The organism is Comamonas sp. JNW (genome assembly GCF_003105075.1).
Lineage (GTDB): Bacteria > Pseudomonadota > Gammaproteobacteria > Burkholderiales > Burkholderiaceae_C > Comamonas > Comamonas squillarum.
Window position 1 is genome coordinate 58,261 of record NZ_QETI01000011.1, and the last position, 15,864, is coordinate 74,124.

At 64.1% G+C, this 15,864-nt stretch carries 18 protein-coding genes; 10 read left to right on the forward strand and 8 right to left on the reverse strand.

Features of this window, described 5'->3' with window-relative positions; all coding sequences use genetic code 11:
* Positions 1 to 5: 5 nt before the first annotated feature.
* On the reverse strand, positions 6 to 644 hold the full coding sequence (locus DCO45_RS16020) for an MBL fold metallo-hydrolase (RefSeq protein WP_116926770.1): 639 nt from the start codon (positions 642 to 644) through the stop codon (positions 6 to 8).
* A 190-nt stretch (positions 645 to 834) separates the two neighbouring features.
* On the opposite strand from DCO45_RS16020, the gene DCO45_RS16025 reads away from it, so the two are divergent.
* From DCO45_RS16025 to pntB, 6 genes are all read left to right on the forward strand, one after another.
* Positions 835 to 1,671 carry an AraC family transcriptional regulator gene (locus DCO45_RS16025; RefSeq protein ID WP_116926854.1) on the forward strand — a complete coding sequence of 279 codons (837 nt, stop codon included), beginning with the start codon at positions 835 to 837 and terminating at the stop codon, positions 1,669 to 1,671.
* Positions 1,672 to 1,751: 80 nt separating this feature from the next.
* Positions 1,752 to 2,177, forward strand: coding sequence for a cupin domain-containing protein (locus DCO45_RS16030; RefSeq protein WP_116926771.1), 426 nt, complete (start codon positions 1,752 to 1,754; stop codon positions 2,175 to 2,177).
* Between the two features lie 136 nt (positions 2,178 to 2,313).
* Positions 2,314 to 2,661 carry a hypothetical protein gene (locus DCO45_RS16035; protein ID WP_133248178.1) on the forward strand — a complete coding sequence of 116 codons (348 nt, stop codon included), beginning with the start codon at positions 2,314 to 2,316 and terminating at the stop codon, positions 2,659 to 2,661.
* A 163-nt stretch (positions 2,662 to 2,824) separates the two neighbouring features.
* On the forward strand, positions 2,825 to 4,450 hold the full coding sequence (locus DCO45_RS16040) for a hypothetical protein (protein ID WP_133248179.1): 1,626 nt from the start codon (positions 2,825 to 2,827) through the stop codon (positions 4,448 to 4,450).
* 147 nt (positions 4,451 to 4,597) lie between these two features.
* Positions 4,598 to 6,271 carry a Re/Si-specific NAD(P)(+) transhydrogenase subunit alpha gene (locus tag DCO45_RS16045; RefSeq protein ID WP_116926774.1) on the forward strand — a complete coding sequence of 558 codons (1,674 nt, stop codon included), beginning with the start codon at positions 4,598 to 4,600 and terminating at the stop codon, positions 6,269 to 6,271.
* A gap of 19 nt (positions 6,272 to 6,290) precedes the next feature.
* Positions 6,291 to 7,691 carry a Re/Si-specific NAD(P)(+) transhydrogenase subunit beta gene (pntB, locus tag DCO45_RS16050; RefSeq protein ID WP_116926775.1) on the forward strand — a complete coding sequence of 467 codons (1,401 nt, stop codon included), beginning with the start codon at positions 6,291 to 6,293 and terminating at the stop codon, positions 7,689 to 7,691.
* A 6-nt stretch (positions 7,692 to 7,697) separates the two neighbouring features.
* Here the strand turns inward: pntB and DCO45_RS16055 are convergent, their stop codons facing one another.
* Positions 7,698 to 8,285 carry a hypothetical protein gene (locus DCO45_RS16055; protein ID WP_116926776.1) on the reverse strand — a complete coding sequence of 196 codons (588 nt, stop codon included), beginning with the start codon at positions 8,283 to 8,285 and terminating at the stop codon, positions 7,698 to 7,700.
* A 62-nt stretch (positions 8,286 to 8,347) separates the two neighbouring features.
* A complete protein-coding gene (locus DCO45_RS16060) occupies positions 8,348 to 9,151 on the reverse strand; it encodes an exodeoxyribonuclease III (RefSeq protein WP_116926855.1) in 804 nt (267 codons plus the stop codon).
* 10 nt (positions 9,152 to 9,161) lie between these two features.
* Here DCO45_RS16060 and pyrE point away from each other — a divergent pair, with 10 nt between their 5' ends.
* The 3 genes from pyrE to DCO45_RS16075 are packed head-to-tail and all read left to right on the forward strand — an operon-like array spanning position 9,162 to position 11,179.
* Entirely contained in the window at positions 9,162 to 9,860 is a 699-nt protein-coding gene (gene pyrE / locus DCO45_RS16065; RefSeq protein WP_021026826.1) for an orotate phosphoribosyltransferase, read from the forward strand.
* A 40-nt stretch (positions 9,861 to 9,900) separates the two neighbouring features.
* Positions 9,901 to 10,542, forward strand: a complete 642-nt coding sequence (locus tag DCO45_RS16070) for a DUF4124 domain-containing protein (protein ID WP_133248180.1) — start codon at positions 9,901 to 9,903, stop codon at positions 10,540 to 10,542.
* A 16-nt stretch (positions 10,543 to 10,558) separates the two neighbouring features.
* Entirely contained in the window at positions 10,559 to 11,179 is a 621-nt protein-coding gene (locus DCO45_RS16075; RefSeq protein ID WP_116926778.1) for a DNA-3-methyladenine glycosylase I, read from the forward strand.
* 11 nt (positions 11,180 to 11,190) lie between these two features.
* Here the strand turns inward: DCO45_RS16075 and DCO45_RS16080 are convergent, their stop codons facing one another.
* The 5 genes from DCO45_RS16080 to DCO45_RS16100 form a co-directional block, all read right to left on the reverse strand.
* Positions 11,191 to 11,724: a GNAT family protein gene (locus DCO45_RS16080; RefSeq protein WP_116926779.1), complete on the reverse strand. Its 534-nt coding sequence runs from the start codon at positions 11,722 to 11,724 to the stop codon at positions 11,191 to 11,193.
* Between the two features lie 67 nt (positions 11,725 to 11,791).
* Complete coding sequence (locus DCO45_RS16085; RefSeq protein WP_021026822.1) at positions 11,792 to 12,022, reverse strand: hypothetical protein; 231 nt, start codon at positions 12,020 to 12,022, stop codon at positions 11,792 to 11,794.
* A gap of 95 nt (positions 12,023 to 12,117) precedes the next feature.
* A complete protein-coding gene (locus DCO45_RS16090) occupies positions 12,118 to 12,480 on the reverse strand; it encodes a hypothetical protein (RefSeq protein ID WP_116926780.1) in 363 nt (120 codons plus the stop codon).
* A 14-nt stretch (positions 12,481 to 12,494) separates the two neighbouring features.
* Entirely contained in the window at positions 12,495 to 13,067 is a 573-nt protein-coding gene (locus DCO45_RS16095; RefSeq protein ID WP_133248181.1) for a hypothetical protein, read from the reverse strand.
* 69 nt (positions 13,068 to 13,136) lie between these two features.
* Positions 13,137 to 14,267, reverse strand: coding sequence for an alkene reductase (locus tag DCO45_RS16100; protein ID WP_116926782.1), 1,131 nt, complete (start codon positions 14,265 to 14,267; stop codon positions 13,137 to 13,139).
* Positions 14,268 to 14,591: 324 nt separating this feature from the next.
* Between DCO45_RS16100 and serA the strand changes: the two genes are divergently transcribed.
* Positions 14,592 to 15,821: a phosphoglycerate dehydrogenase gene (gene serA / locus DCO45_RS16105; protein WP_116926783.1), complete on the forward strand. Its 1,230-nt coding sequence runs from the start codon at positions 14,592 to 14,594 to the stop codon at positions 15,819 to 15,821.
* Positions 15,822 to 15,864 lie beyond the last annotated feature (43 nt).

Here is a 15,864-nt window from a genome sequence, read left to right on the forward strand (position 1 = left end):
CCGGATCAGGTCCCACCCACATAAGGATTGCTTTGGCGCTCGCGGCCAAAGCTGCTCTCGGGGCCATGGCCGGGGATGAACACCGTTGCATCGCCCATGGGCCACAGCCGCTGGGTGATGGAGTCGATCAGCTGCTGGTGGTTGCCCTGGGGGAAATCGGTGCGGCCAATGCTGCCGGCAAACAGCACATCGCCAACAAAGCAGCGCGTGATCTGCGGCGCATGGAAGACCACATGGCCGGGGGTGTGGCCGGGGCAATGGCGCACCTGCAGGGTCTCCTGCCCGATGCTGACCGTATCGCCATCCTGCAGCCAGCGCGTAGGTGTAAAGCTTTGCGCGGGTGGAAAGCCGAACATCTGGCTTTGCTGGGGCAGGCCATCGATCCAGAACTGGTCGCCCGGGTGCGGGCCAATGATCGGCAGGCCGCGCTGCGCGGCCAGCTCGCCGGCGCCACCGGCATGGTCGATATGCGCATGGGTGAGCCAGATGGCCTGGAGCTGCAGACCCAGGCGCGCGATCTCTGCCTCGATCCGATCCAGATCGCCACCGGGATCGATGACGGCGGCCTCCATCTGCTGGTCGCACCAGACCAGGGAGCAGTTTTGCTGAAACGCGGTGACGGGAATCGTGTGGTAGTGGAGCATGGTTCAAATCGGTGCCTGCGGCAACGCGCAGGGCTGGCGGATGCGGGGCGCAATCTGGCTATTGTGCGGCAAGCTGTGGTGGGCTTGGGGCTGGGCGGGGTTCGGAGCCGCAAGTGGCGGGCGCCGATTGGGGGATGGTTTGTAGAATCAGCACTTCGCCCCCTGCTTTCACCACCTGTCTGGACTCTTGATGCCCCGCCCCCCTGCCTTGCCACGTTCGGATTGGGTGCTGCGCAGCCCGCCTTCCGACAGCATGGAGCGCATCGAGGCCTGGTTCCAGGGCCGGGCCTACGCAATGCACCGCCACGACACCTATGCGATAGGGCGCACCCTGGCGGGCGTGCAGAGCTTTCACTACCGGCGCGGCCGGCGCGACAGCCTGGCCGGCAGCACCCTGGTGCTCCATCCCGACGAGGCGCATGACGGGCAGGCCGGCACGGACGAGGGCTTTCGCTACCGCATGGTCTATGTGGAGCCTGCGCTGATCCAGGACATTCTGGGCGGCAGCGCGCTGCCATTTCTGGAGGGCGGCATCACCAACGACCCGGCGATATCGGCCGCTGCTGAGGTCCTGCTGCAAGGCGTGGGGGATATTGCCGAGCCGCTGGAGCAAAGCGATGCGCTGGTGCAGCTGGCCCACGCCTTGGCCGCTGCCACCGGTGGGCCCGGCACGCGGCGCGCCATAGGCAAGGGCTACTACCAAGCCGCCCTCCGCGCGCGTGACTATCTGCAGGCCCATGCCACCCGGGTCGTGGCGCTGGACGAGTTGGAAGCGGCCACCGGCCGCGACCGCTGGAGCCTGTCGCATGATTTCCGCATGTTCTACGGCACCAGCCCCTACCGCTACCTCACCATGCGCCGGCTCGATGCCGTGCGGCGCGTGCTACTGGCGGGCCTGTCGCTGGCCGAGGCCGCCCAGGATGCCGGTTTTGCCGATCAAAGCCATATGACGCGGCATTTTCTCAAGACCTTTGGCATCACGCCGGGGCGCTGGCTGCAGGTCATGCGCCAGGCATCACGCCGCTGAACGCTTCCCCACAAACGTTCAATACTTTTGGGCGGTGCATTCTTAAGCTGGCTGCTGTTTTCAACACTTACAGCACCACCATGTCAGCACCTACCGAAACAGCTCCCACTCCAAGCCACCGTGGCCAAGGCCAGTCCATCGATCTGCAAGGCAAGATCGCATTGCTGCAGGGCCACTGGCAGCCGCGCGTGGTGGCAGAGATGAACGACTACCAGTTCAAGGTCGTCAAGATCGCTGGCGAATTTCTCTGGCACCAGCACCGCGACACCGATGAGACCTTTATCGTCCTCGATGGCCAGCTGCGCATCGACCTGCGCGACGCCAGCGGTGACATCCGCGCCATCCACCTGCAGGCCGGCCAAATGGCTGTTATCCCCCAGGGTATAGAGCACAAACCCTTTGCACAGGAAGAGGTTCAGCTGCTGCTGATCGAGCCGCGTGGGGTGGCGAATACGGGGGATGGGGAGGCGGGGGCGCGCACGGTGGCGAATGATCTCTGGATTTAGAACCCAACCAGTGAAAAGACGAAAATGGTGGGTGCTACGCCATATTCGCTAGACTTTTGGGTTCGACAGATGCCTGGAAAAAATGGGCAATGCTATAGCGCAATAAAGCACCAAAATAGCGGGGGAGATATTGACGATGAGCGCAGTATTGCGAGTTTCAGGTTTGAACGTGGAAGTCTGTTTGGCCAATACCACGATCCAACCCTATCGGCTGGAAAACGGCACGGCCCATTTCTTGGTGAGCGACTGCGACTTCGATGATGTTTCTGGCCAGTTGCGGGATGCACTGGCCTTTCTCAGCAACCATGCCGCCGATATCAGGTTGATGATGCAGACGCCGGAGTCGACGGCGACGCTGGATTTTGCGCGCGAGGCCAGAGAAGAGGGGTTTCAGTACCTGGCTTTTCCTGCGGTACTGGTGCAGTGCGCCGGGGAGCTGGGGATAGGTCTGGAAATTTCTTTGTACCCGGTGCAGGTGCCTTGAGTATTTAGAGCCATGGGTTTCTGCAAACGCCACCTAAGATGTATTGGTGAATGCAATAGTGCGGAGTTGCTGTATATACTGCCCCGATAATCAAAGGAGGTAGAAGGTGAAGAAAGCTCTGGGTATTCCATTTTTTCGATCTGCAGTTTTGGCGGGCGCCGCGATGCTGTTGTGCACCCCTGGCTGGGCAGCACGTGATTTCACGCCGCAAGCAGGCACCTGGGTGGTGACTGATGAGCTGGACGGCAAGCCCGGCCGAGGCCTGGCGATTGATGTGCAGGGCAACACCTTCTTCATGCAGGTGTTTGGCTATGAAAAGAATGGTGATGCCACTTTCTACACCGCCACCGGCCAGATGGACGGCAACAGCGTCACCGCGCCACTGATGCGCTACAAGGGCGGCCGCAGTTTTGGCAGCGAGGCGCGCGATGCCGTTGAAGACCAATCCCTCGGGAATGTGCGTGTGAACTTCCGCAACGGCGTTGCTGGCACGGTGCAGTTCCCCGGCGAGCCGGAGACGGCTATCGAACGCTTTGTGGTGCGCAGCGATGATGCCAACGTCACGAACCCGCGTGCGCAAACGGGGATACGCGTGCTGTCGATGCTGGTGCTGGATGGCCAAGGTGATGTGAGCAACCAATGGAAGAGCGAACTGACGCGTATGTCGGATGGCCGCTTCCGACTCACTTTGATGGAGGCCCAGGCAGGGTACTACAGTCCTGCTTTCACTGTTTTTGAAGAGCTGGACTGCGAGCTGCAGGGTCAGCGCGCGCGTTGGCATTGCTCACACCCCAACACAGCCACACCGGCCAATGATGCGGCGAGCTATCGCGTGGCGGCATTGACTTTTGAGCTGGTGGGCTATGACCTGGTAGGCAGCGTGCAATTGCAAGGTGCACCGGCGGGAAAGGCGCAAACCATTACCGGCTATAACCTGGGAGCGCACGAGGTAGGAGGCCGCCGCCAAGAGGGCAACACGACATGGACCACCTCTGTCGAGCAGAACTACCAGCGCGGGCTTTTTAGGCGAGGTGGAGTCTGCCAGGTCAGCTGCTTTTCCACGGAAAACGTCTCGACTTTGATGCCGATCAATGGCACCTGGGTGGTGGAAGATGAACTGACCGGCAAGCCGGGGAGGGGGCTGGCGCTGGACATCCAGGGCAATACGGCCATCTTGCAGGTCTACCACTACCGCGACAATCTGCAGCCGAGCTTTCATATGGGCAGTGCGGCCTATCTGAGCAAAGGGGTGAAATCCATGGCTTCGGTGGCCGCCATTCCGATGGACGAGTACGTTGGCGGCCGCAGTGTGGGCGGCGCCAAGCAATCCGCGCAATGGCGCAGCCAGGCAGGCCATGCACAGCTGGAGTTTGCCTACGACATCGCCAATGACCGCTCTGATACCCCGCCCAACGAAGCGTCGTTGTGGTGGACCGTGGGCCAATTGCAGTTGCCGGGAGAAAGCCCGGTCCGTATCCGCCGTCTACAGCTGGAGAAGCCGGCCAATTTCCCCGAAGCGATGCTGGGCAAGTGGTTTCTTCACGGTGCCAAGAAGACCTTGGAGCTGACCCAGGTGGTCGGAGACGTGGTGACCACAGCCGATGGCTCGGTGTTTTGTTCTTTGGTGAGCGATCGATACGATGCGGACGTCAGTTGCGGGCAACTTGCCCCCGAGGTGGGTTGGGCATGGCACCAGTTCTTGCAAATGCCGATCATGAACCGTGGTGGCACGATGACCCGTTTGCGCGACCGCCATGGCAATGCGGTGGGGCTGGGTGTATTGGACTGACGTGCCGGGGCGCGATAGGGCCCCTAGGCAAAAATGCGCGTAGCCCAAATGGCTGCCCCGTGATACAAGGGGTTCAGCGCTGCAGCCATCGCCGGGCATACCGGCGCTCTGCAAGCCCGTTGATCCCTGAACCAGGAGCGCGCATCCATGTCCAGCATCTCACCGCCCACCGCGCCTGCGCCGCAGGCCGCGGCGTCTCCGCCCCAGTGTATCGGTGTGCCGCACGAGATATTTCCCGGTGAAAAGCGTGTCGCCACTGTGCCTGCGGTGGTCGACAAGCTGGTCAAGCTGGGCTTTCGTGTCAGTGTGGCGGCTGGCGCTGGCGAGGCGGCCAGTTTTGGCGACGAGGCCTACCGCGCGGCGGGCGCCCAGGTGCTGCCCAGTGCGGCGATCTGGGCAGGGGCTGACATTCTCTTCAAAGTGCGGCCCCCGACGCCTGAAGAGGTGGAATGGATGCATGCCGGCCAGATTCTGGTCGGCTTTGTCTGGCCCGCGCAAAACCCCGCGCTGATGGCGCAGCTGGCAGCCAAGGGGCTGACCGTGCTGGCCATGGATGCGCTGCCGCGCACCCTGAGCCGCGCGCAGAAGATGGATGCGCTGACCTCGATGGCGGGCGTCAGCGGCTACCGGGCGGTGGTCGAGGCTGCCCATGCCTTTGGGCGTTTTTTCAACGGGCAGATCACGGCGGCGGGCAAGGTGCCGCCTGCGCAGGTGTTTATTGCGGGAGCAGGGGTGGCCGGCCTGTCGGCGATTGGCACGGCGGTCAGCCTGGGCGCGGTGGTGCGCGCCAACGATACGCGGGCCGAGGCGGCCGACCAGGTGCTGTCGCTGGGCGGCACCTTTGTGCCGGTGGACTATGCCGAAGAAGGCGGTGGTGGCGGCGGCTACGCCAAGGTGATGAGCGAGGGCTTTCAGGCCGCGCAGCGCCAGATGTATGCGCAGCAGGCGGCATGGGCCGACATCATCATTACCACGGCCCTGATCCCCGGCAAGCCCGCGCCGCGCTTGATCACTGCCGAGATGGTGCAGGCGATGAAGCCCGGCAGCGTGATTGTGGACATGGCCGCCGAGCAGGGCGGCAACTGTGCGCTGACGGTGCCCGGCGAGGCCGTGGTGCGCCACGGCGTGACGATTGTGGGCTACACCGACCTGGCCTCGCGCCTGGCGGCGCAGTCCTCCACCTTGTATGCCAACAACCTGCTGCGCTTGACCGAGGAGCTGTGCAAGGCCAAGGATGGGCATGCGCTGGTCAACATGGAGGACGATGCGATCCGGGGCCTGACGGTGGTGTACCAGGGCAGCATCAGCTGGCCCGCGCCTGCGCTGGCGGCCGCGCCCGTGGCCAAACCGGCAGCGGCTACTGCGGGAGCTGCGGGCACGGCAGCAGCCAGCCCGGCGGCTGCAAAAAAACGCGGCCACGGCCACGGCCACGGCCATGGCGCCGGCAGCCCCTTGCCGGCACGCACCCTGGCGATCCTCTTTGCAGTGCTGGCGCTGCTCTTCTGGCTCATTGGCGCCCATGCGCCTGCGGCCTTCCTGGGGCATCTGACGGTGTTTGTGCTGGCCTGCTTTATCGGCTACATGGTCGTCTGGAACGTGACGCCCGCGCTGCACACGCCGCTGATGAGCGTGACCAATGCGATCTCCAGCATCATCGCCATTGGCGCGCTGGTGCAGATGGCACCGCCGGGCGTGGTGGGCACGGACCGGCCGGGGCTGCTGATCGGCGCACTGGCCTTTGTGGCGCTGGTGCTCACGGCGATCAATATGTTTGGTGGTTTTGCGGTCACGCGCCGCATGCTGGCCATGTTCCGCAAATAGGCCACCGAGGTAGAACCGCATGACCGAAAGCCTTGCCACCGTCGCCTACCTGGGCGCTGCCATCTTGTTCATCCTCAGCCTGGGCGGGCTGTCACACCCCGAGACCGCGCGGCGAGGCAATCTGCTGGGCATGCTGGGCATGGGCCTGGCGGTGCTGGCGACCATTTTTGGCCCGCGCGTCTCGCAGTCCGGCGTCGTGGCCATTGTCATCGCGCTGGTGCTGGGCGGCGGCATCGGCCTGTATGCCGCCAAGCGGGTCAAGATGACCCAGATGCCCGAGCTGGTGGCGCTGATGCACAGCCTCGTCGGCCTGGCCGCCTGCCTGGTGGGTTTTGCCAGCTATGTCGATACCTCGCACCCGCTGCAAGGCGCCGAGAAGGCCATCCACGCGGCCGAGATCTATATCGGCATTCTCATTGGCGCGGTCACGTTCTCGGGCTCGCTGGTGGCCTTTGGCAAGCTCAATGGCCGCATTGGTGGCAAGCCGCTGTTGCTGCCGGGCCGGCATCTGCTCAATCTGCTGGGGCTGGTGGTGGTGGTCGTGCTGGGCTGCTGGTTTGTGCAGAGCGCATCGCTGGGCCTGGGCATGCTGGCGCTGCTGGTGATGACCGCCATCGCGCTGCTGTTTGGCCTGCATATGGTGATGGCCATTGGCGGGGCGGACATGCCGGTGGTGGTGTCCATGCTCAACAGCTATTCGGGCTGGGCCGCAGCGGCCACGGGCTTCATGCTGGGCAATGACCTGCTGATCGTCACCGGCGCGCTGGTGGGCTCGTCGGGGGCGATCCTGAGCTACATCATGTGCCAGGCGATGAACCGCAGCTTTATCAGCGTGATCGCTGGCGGCTTTGGCAGCGGCGCGCCAGTGGCCGCTGGGCAGGCGCCCCAGGGCGAGGTGGTGGCCATCAGCGCAGCCGAAACCGCCGAGATGCTGCGCGAGGCCAAGCGCGTGGTCATCGTGCCGGGCTATGGCATGGCAGTCGCCCAGGCCCAGCACACCGTCAACGAGATCACCCGCACGCTGCGCGAGCGCGGGGTGGAGGTGCGCTTTGCGATCCACCCGGTGGCCGGCCGCATGCCCGGCCACATGAATGTGCTGCTGGCCGAGGCCAAGCTGCCCTATGACATCGTGCTGGAGATGGACGAGATCAACGACGATTTTCCCGACACCGATGTGGCCATGGTCATCGGCGCCAATGACATCGTGAATCCCGCCGCGCAGGACGACCCCAGCAGTCCCATTGCCGGCATGCCGGTGCTGAAGGTCTGGAAGGCGCGCCAGTCGATCGTGATGAAGCGCTCGATGGCGACCGGTTACGCCGGCGTGGACAACCCGCTTTTCTACAAGGACAACAACCGCATGCTGTTTGGCGATGCCAAGCAGATGCTCGATGAGGTGCTGGCGACGCTCAAAAGCTGAGCGCTCTTACCATTCGAAGGCGGAGTCACTCTTGGGAAAGCGCTCGACCGGGCACTCGCCGCTGCGCGCATAGCGGTCGGCATAGTTGAAGCGGTAGGCCATCTCGCTGCCATTGCGGCAGGGCAGGCCGCCATACAGCCGGGCATAGGTCGCGCGCGCGCCACTGCTGCTGCGGTAGGTGTCTTCGCCCTTGAAGACCAGCTTGCCGTCCTTGTGCTGGATGCGCAGGGTGCCGTACGAGGCGTTATTGGGCGTCTCGTAATCGACCAGCATGTCCGCGCCCTGCTGGCCCAGCTGCGAGATGATCAGAAAGTTGGCGCGCTGCTCGGCCACCAGCTGCTCCCGGCTCAGCACCCGCATCGTGGCGGTGGACTGCAGCCGGGGTGCCAGTGCCAGGGCCTTGCCTTCGAGCACGATGATGGCGGCGGTATTGTCTGGTGAATCCCGCGTAGGCCCTGCCAGCAGCACCTTGGACAGGCGCTGGGCCAGCGCCTCCACCAGCTCCTGCGTGCTGTAGTCGGAGGCATTCTTGGCGCAGGCGGCCGTGCTGGCCAGCAGACAGGCCAGAAGAACAGGTACTGCGGTCATGCGCATGGAAGGCTCCCGAAGGGCGGTTGCAGCTCCCGGGACGGAGGCCGCAGGGACTGGGCGATGGGTTACAGCTGGAAGTCGTAATCGATGGTGATCGGGGCGTGGTCCGAGAACTTCACATCCTTGTAGATATGCTCCTTGCGGGCCAGCGCGGCAATCGCGGGCGTGGCCAGGTGGTAGTCCAGGCGCCATCCCACATTGTTGGCATAGGCCTGGCCCCGGTTGCTCCACCAGGTGTAGCAGGCATCGGTGGTATCGGGCTGCAGCACGCGGTACACATCGACCAGGCCGCCGGTCTCGGTCTCTTTCTCCAGCAGCTGGGTCATCCAGCTGCGCTCTTCGGGCAGAAAGCCGCTGTTTTTCTGGTTGCTGCGCCAGTTCTTGATGTCGGCATTGGTGTGGGCAATGTTCACGTCGCCGCAGAGAATGAAGTCGCGCTCGGCGCGCAGGCGCATCAGGTGGGGGTGCAGCTCGGCCAGAAAGCGGTACTTGGCGGCCTGGCGGATCTCGCCGGAGCTGCCGCTGGGGAAGTAGCAGCTGATGATGGAGAGCTTGCGCATGGGCGTGTCAAAGCGCAGCTCCACATAGCGGCCTTCGGCGTCGAACTCGTTGGGCGAAAAGCCGATCACCACATCGCTGGGCGCATGGCGGGTATAGATGCCCACGCCCGAGTAGCCTTTTTTCTCGGCAAACTGGAAATACCCGTTCATCTCATCGATGACGTCGAACTTGTCCAGCATATCCGCTTGCTGTGCCTTGATTTCCTGCACACAAATACAATCGGGCCGGGTTGTCTCAATCCAGGGGATCACGCCCTTGGTGGCAGCGGAGCGGATGCCGTTGAGGTTGAGGCTGGTTAATTTGAACAAGGATTGGGTCATGGTCGTTAGTCTCCCACAGTCAGGCGCGGATGCGCAGCTGGCGCAGGATTTTGTAGAGTTTGCCGTGGACGCGGGCGTGCTGCGCTTTGGGCAGTTCACCACCAAGGCCGGCCGCATCAGCCCGTATTTCTTCAATGCGGGCCTGTTCGATGACGGCGCCAAGATGGCGCGGCTGTCCGAATTCTATGCAAAAGCGATTCTGGCCAGCGGTGTGGCATTCGACATGGTGTTCGGCCCGGCCTACAAGGGCATTCCGCTGGCTGCGACCGTGGCCGTGGAGCTGGCGCGCCAGGGCAAGAACGTGCCCTTTGCCTATAACCGCAAAGAGGCCAAGGACCACGGCGAAGGCGGCAGCCTGGTGGGTGCGCCCCTCAAGGGCCGCGTGCTGATCATTGACGATGTGATGTCGGCCGGCACCGCAGCGCGCGAATCGATTGCGCTGATCCAGGGCGCGGGCGCCATCCCCCACGCCATGGCCATCGCATTGGACAGACAGGAAAAAGCCACTGAGAATGGCAAGGATGTGGCGCATAGTGCGGTGCAATATGTGCGTGACCAGCTGGGCATGCAGGTCTGCACCATCGCCAAGCTGGAGGACCTGCTGGCCTTTCTGGCCCAGGGTGCGGCCGCCGATTCGATGCGTGAACACCACAGTCAGGTGCTGGCGTACCGGGAACGTTATGGCGTTGGCAATTGATTATTAGAATTCGATAGTTTTGAATGATAAGGATCTGACGATGCGCAAGGACCGGTGTGCCGCTGCTTGGGCCATGGCGATGCTGATGCTCGCTGGCGCCAGCCATGCCCAAAAGTCCCCGTCTACGACCATGGTCTACAGCTGCGTCGATGCGGGCGGGCGCCGCCTGACGGCGGACCGGCCCATTGCCGCCTGCGCGGACCGTGAGCAGCAGGTCACGATGCCCGGCGGTGCGGTACGCACGGTCGGGCCTGCTTACTCCGAGCGCGAGCGCGCCGAGCAGGCCGCCCAGCAGCGCCGTGAGGCCGAAGAGCGCTACCGCGCCAATGACGGCAAGCGCCGCGAGCGGGCACTGGCGACCCGCTTCCCCAGCAAGGCCGCGCATGACGCCGAACGCGCTGAAGCCGTCGACGTGCTGCGCGCCCAGATCCGCATCGTGCAGGAGCGCCGCAGCTTCTTGCTGGAAGACCGCAAGAAGATCGACCAGGACATGGAGTTCTACAAGAAGGACCCGAGCAAGGCGCCCGCCCCGCTGCAGGCGCGCCTCGATGGCAACCGCCGTGACTTCAAGGAAGTGGACGAGCAGATCGCCACGATCAACGACGAGATCAAGGCCACCAATCTGCGCTTTGACGAAGAGGCCCAAAGCCTCAAACCCTACTGGAGCCCGGCTGCCAAGTAGCCGTGCGCACGCCCCCATGCCTCTTGACTCCCTCGCCCCAGGCCTGGCGCTGGCCGACGACCAGCGCGCGCGCTGCAGCTGGTGCATGGCCTCGCCCCTCTACCAGCACTACCATGACCATGAATGGGGCTTCCCCGTGCATGACGACCGCCGGCTGTTCGAGAAGATCTGCCTCGAAGGCTTTCAGGCGGGCCTGAGCTGGCTGACGATTCTGAACAAGCGCGCGTCATTCAGAGCCGCCTTTGCACAGTTTGATGCCCTGCAGGTGGCGCAGTTTGGCGCCGACGATGTGCAGCGCCTGCTGGCCGATGCCGGCATTGTGCGCCACCGGGGCAAGATCGAGGCGGTGATCAACAATGCCCAGCGCCTGGCCGAAGTGCAGCGCGAGTTCGGCAGTTTTGACGCCTACCTGTGGCGCTTTGCGCCAGCACCCGCCAGCCGCCCCGAGCGCATCACGCTGGAGGCCGTGCGCCAGATGGGTGTGCCGCCCGAGGCGGTCGCCCTGTCCAAGGACCTGAAAAAACGCGGCTGGAAGTTTGTCGGCCCGACCACGGTCTATGCCTTCATGCAGGCCATGGGCATGGTCAATGACCATCTGCAGGGCTGCCATGTGCGCGATGGCCAGCCGGCGGGCTGAGCGCTGTTGCGCTACAGCGCAGCCAGTTCGCTGACCAGCAGCGAATAGCGCTGCAGCGATACATACGCTCCATCGCGCTTGCTGCAGTCGCGCAGCAGGCCTTCGTGGCAAAAGCCCAGGCGGTCCAGCAGCCGGGTCGATGCCGCATTGCCAGGCTCCACATAGGCCACCACGCTGTGCAAGTCCAGACGCGCAAAGGCGCTGGGCAGCCACTGGCGCAGCGCCTGGTCCATCCAACCCTGGCCCCAGTGGTCGGGCAGCAGCCAGTAGCCCAGATCGGCGCTGTCGGCTTCGTCGTCATGGTCGTAGAGGCCGACGGCCGCGATGACGGCGCCATCGAGCAGCACCGCCTGCCACCAGCCGCTGCCCTCACTGGCGACGGACGCATACCAATCGAGTTGCTCCTGCGCAATCGCGCGGGCATCGCTGTGCTCTGTTTCCAGCCCGTAGAACGCGGTCAGCCGCGCATCACCCATCGCATGGGCGACGACGAACAGGTCGGCGGGGGAGAAATCGCGGAAATGGAGGCGTTCGGGCTGCAGCATGGTGCAAGCCTAGCACCGCTGGGCGGCGGTGCTGTGCGATAGGGAAGAGGGGGAGGTGAAACAGCCGTTAAGCCGCTACATGCCAGCGGGCGGGCTGGTGGCTGCCAACGGTCTGTATGCCCAGCAGCGCCGCGTTGCGCTGCAATACGGCTTCAAACTGTGCGCCGCTGGCGCCGATCTGCTCGGCAGCGCCATCCCAGTAGTCGTCGGCAATCTGGGCGGCCGTGAAGTCGCGGTGCGTGAACTTCTGCACAATATTGCGCAGCTTGTCGAGGTTGATGCTGTCGATATCGGTCATGGCAAGCCTCCAACTCAGATGTAAACACCAGTGTCGCGCAAATGGGGCGGCTGTCAATCGGCAATCGCCACCAAACCGGTGCTTTGAACAGGTTCTTAGCCGCGCATGGCCGCTGTGCTGCGCAGCAGGCGCTGCACCAGGAGCGCGCCCACCCAGGCAATGCCGCCAATCCACAGCGGCACCAGCACATAGCTGGGTGCGCGGGCCCACTGGCCCAGTTCGTCCAGCTCCCTCAGCGGCCACAAGGCCAGCGCCAAGCCGCAGGCCCACCAGGCCAGCGCCAACAGCGCAAAGGCCCAGGGCAGCCAGGCGGGGCCGCCACCTGCTGCGCGCTGCCGGGTGGGGCGGTTTTGCACAAACATCCACAGCACGGCGGCGAGCACCAGCAGCAAGGACAGGCCCAGGGCCACCGGCCACCACAGGGCCAGCGGCAAAAAGGCCAGAGTCAGCGAATCCATGGCAGGCCCGGCCTTTATTCCTTGTTGCAGAGCATGGAGTCAGCCAGGCTGCCCACGGTCACGCGCAGGTTCTTGCCCTTGTGGGCCTGCACCGCCCAGGTGTCGCTCAAATCTTCGGGCACCAGATCCTTGTCTTGCATCAGCTCGGGCTTCTTGTGCTCGGAGCGGTCCTGCTTGACCACCTCGGGCACGATCATCGTGATGGTGCTGCCGTCCATGCGCCACTGGCCCGTGCCTTGCAGCACAAAGCGGTATTGCTGGTCGGTGCTGGGCATGTCATAGACCAAAAAGGCCTGCGAGCGCAGGCTGTGGTCGGGGTTGAACTGGTTGGTATAGGTAAAGCTGGCGCTGTCCTTGCCCATGCTGATCTGGAACTGGCATTCCCAGACGCCGGCCAGGTCGGCTTCGCTGATGCTGGCCGCCGCAGGTGACGGGGCCTGCGGTGCCGGTTTGTCTGCGGGAGCCTGCTGGGGCGCACGTGGCGCCGGTTGGGCCTCTTTTTTGGAGGGCCAGAGGCTGGAGCAGGCGGCCAGGCCGGGGACCAGCAGCAGACAGAACGTGGTGCGGAAGAGGGGAGTCAATGGCATCTGCGCACTCTACCAAAATCCGGTAAAGCCGCGGCCCGGGCCTTTGTAGGCCCAGGCCGTTCAAGGCGCTTAGCCGGCGAGGGTGGGGTAGTCGGTATAGCCCTTCTCGCCGCCGCCATAGTAGGTGCTGCTGTCGCCGGTGTTCAGCGCCGCGCCGCTACGCAGGCGCTCGACCAGGTCGGGGTTGGCAATGTAGGGCCGGCCAAAGGCGACGATATCGGCCTGGCCGCTGGCTACGGCTTGCTCGGCCAGCGCACGGTCATAGCCGTTGTTCACCATCCAGGCGGCCTTGCCGCCGGCGCGGCGGTATTCCGCCTTGAAGGCCTCGTAGTCGAAGGGACGGCCTTCGACTTCACGCGGGCCGCCGGTGGCGCCTTCGATCACATGGATATAGGCCAGGCCCAGCGGCGCCAGCTGGTGGGCCAGGTAGGTGAACAGGCTCTGGGGATCGGCGTCGTCGATGCCATTGGCGGGGGTGACGGGCGAGAGCCGGATGCCGACCTTGCCACGGCCGACCGCGTCGATCACCGCGCGGGTGACTTCCAAGGTCAGGCGGGCGCGGTTTTCGATCGAGCCGCCGTAGTCGTCGCGGCGCGCATTGGCGCCGGTCTTCAAGAACTGGTCGAGCAGGTAGCCGTTGGCGCCGTGGATCTCGACGCCATCGAAGCCGGCGGTCTTGACCGCATTGCGGGCGGCCGCAGCAAAGCTGTGCACGATGCCGGGGATCTCCTCGGCATCCAGCGCGCGCGGCTCGGAGGTCGGCTCGAAGCGGCCTTCGCCGGTGGCCGGGTCGATCAGGTAGGTCTTTGTCTTGGCAGTGATGGCCGAGGGCGCCACGGGGGCCTGCTGGTCCGGCTGCAGCAGGCGGTGCGAGACACGGCCCACATGCCACAGCTGGCAGACGATCTTGCCGCCCTTGGCATGCACCGCGCTGGTGACCTTGCTCCAGCCATCGAGCTGGTCCTGCTCGTACAGGCCGGGCACATCGGCATAACCCTGGCCCTGGTGGCTGATGGCGGTAGCCTCGGTGATCAGCAGCCCGGCGCTGGCGCGCTGGGCATAGTAGGTGGCTGCCATCGGCTGGGGAACGGCCTTGGGCGAACGGTTGCGCGTCAACGGGGCCATCGCAATGCGGTTTGCCAGGGCCAGATCACCCACCTGCACAGGTTCAAACAGGTTATGGGTTGCGGTGCTTGTCATACAAAACTCCTGGTGGTTGTGTCACAAAATCACCCGCTTTTTGTACCACGCAGCCCCGCCCTTTGCAGGCCAGGGTTGAAGCCCGGGCGCTGTCAGCGAAGGCCTTGGATTCTTAAATACCCAACAAATCAAAGGTTTGCTGTGGGGCGGCGGGCAAGCTGGCGCAGGTGATTGGGCGCCAGCCCTGCTGCGATACAACCTAGGGTCAACCCGACAACACGTAATGGCAAAGGTTCTGCGCCATGATCGACCCGGGTCTGCTAGCTGCCGATCGCAGCCTGGTGGGCAGACCGCAGTCGTTTGTGAAAGAGAAAGCGCGCATTCATGACCAAAACATCGCTGGATAAATCGAAGATCAAGTTCTTGCTGCTCGAGGGCATCCACCCTTCTGCGCTCAAGGTGTTGCAGGCGGCAGGCTATACCCAGGTCGAGGCGCTGACCGGCGCCTTGGAGGGCGAAGAGCTCAAGCGCAAGATTGCCGACGTGCACTTTGTCGGCATCCGCTCGCGCACGCAGCTGACGGCCGATGTGTTTGCTGCGGCCAACAAGCTGGTGGCAGTGGGCTGTTTTTGCATCGGCACCAACCAGGTCGATCTGAATGCGGCGCGCGAGCGCGGTATTGCGGTGTTCAATGCGCCCTTCTCCAACACACGCTCTGTCGCGGAGCTGGTGCTGGCCGAGGCCATCTTGCTGCTGCGCGGCATCCCCGAGAAGAACGCGGTATCGCACCGGGGCGGCTGGAAGAAAAGCGCCGACAACTCCTTCGAGATCCGTGGCAAGACCTTGGGCATCGTCGGCTACGGCTCGATCGGCACGCAATTGTCGGTGCTTGCCGAAGGCCTGGGCATGAAGGTCGTGTTCCATGATGTGGTCACCAAGCTGCCGCTGGGCAATGCGCACCAGGCGGCCAACCTCAACGCGCTGCTGGCGCAGTCCGACATCGTGACCCTGCACGTTCCCGAGTTGGCCTCGACCCACAACATGATTGGCGCGGCCCAGATCGCGGCGATGAAGCCTGGCAGCATTTTGATCAATGCCTCGCGCGGCACCGTGGTGGACCTCGACGTGCTGGCCCAGGCGCTGCAAGCCAAGAAGCTGCTGGGCGCGGCCATCGACGTGTTCCCGGTCGAGCCCAAGAGCAACAAGGACGAGTTCCAGTCGCCGCTGCGCGGCATGGACAACGTGATCCTGACCCCGCACATCGGCGGCTCGACGATGGAAGCCCAGGCCAATATCGGCCTGGAAGTGGCAGAAAAGCTGGTCAAGTACAGCGACAACGGCACCACCACCTCGGCGGTCAACTTCCCCGAAGTGGCCCTGCCCGAGCACCCTGGCAAGAACCGTATCCTGCACGTGCACGAGAACCGCCCAGGCATCCTGTCGGCCATCAACCAGGTGCTGGCCGACAACGGCATCAACATCGCCGGCCAGTACCTGCGCACCGATGAAAAGGTGGGCTATGTGGTGATCGATATCGACCAGGAATCGTCGGCCCTGGCGCTGGAGAAGCTGGCCCAGATCGCCGGCACGATCCGCTGCCGCGTGCTGTTCTGATGCCGCGCCCACCGTACGGCGAACCAGCGGCGCCGATGCGGTA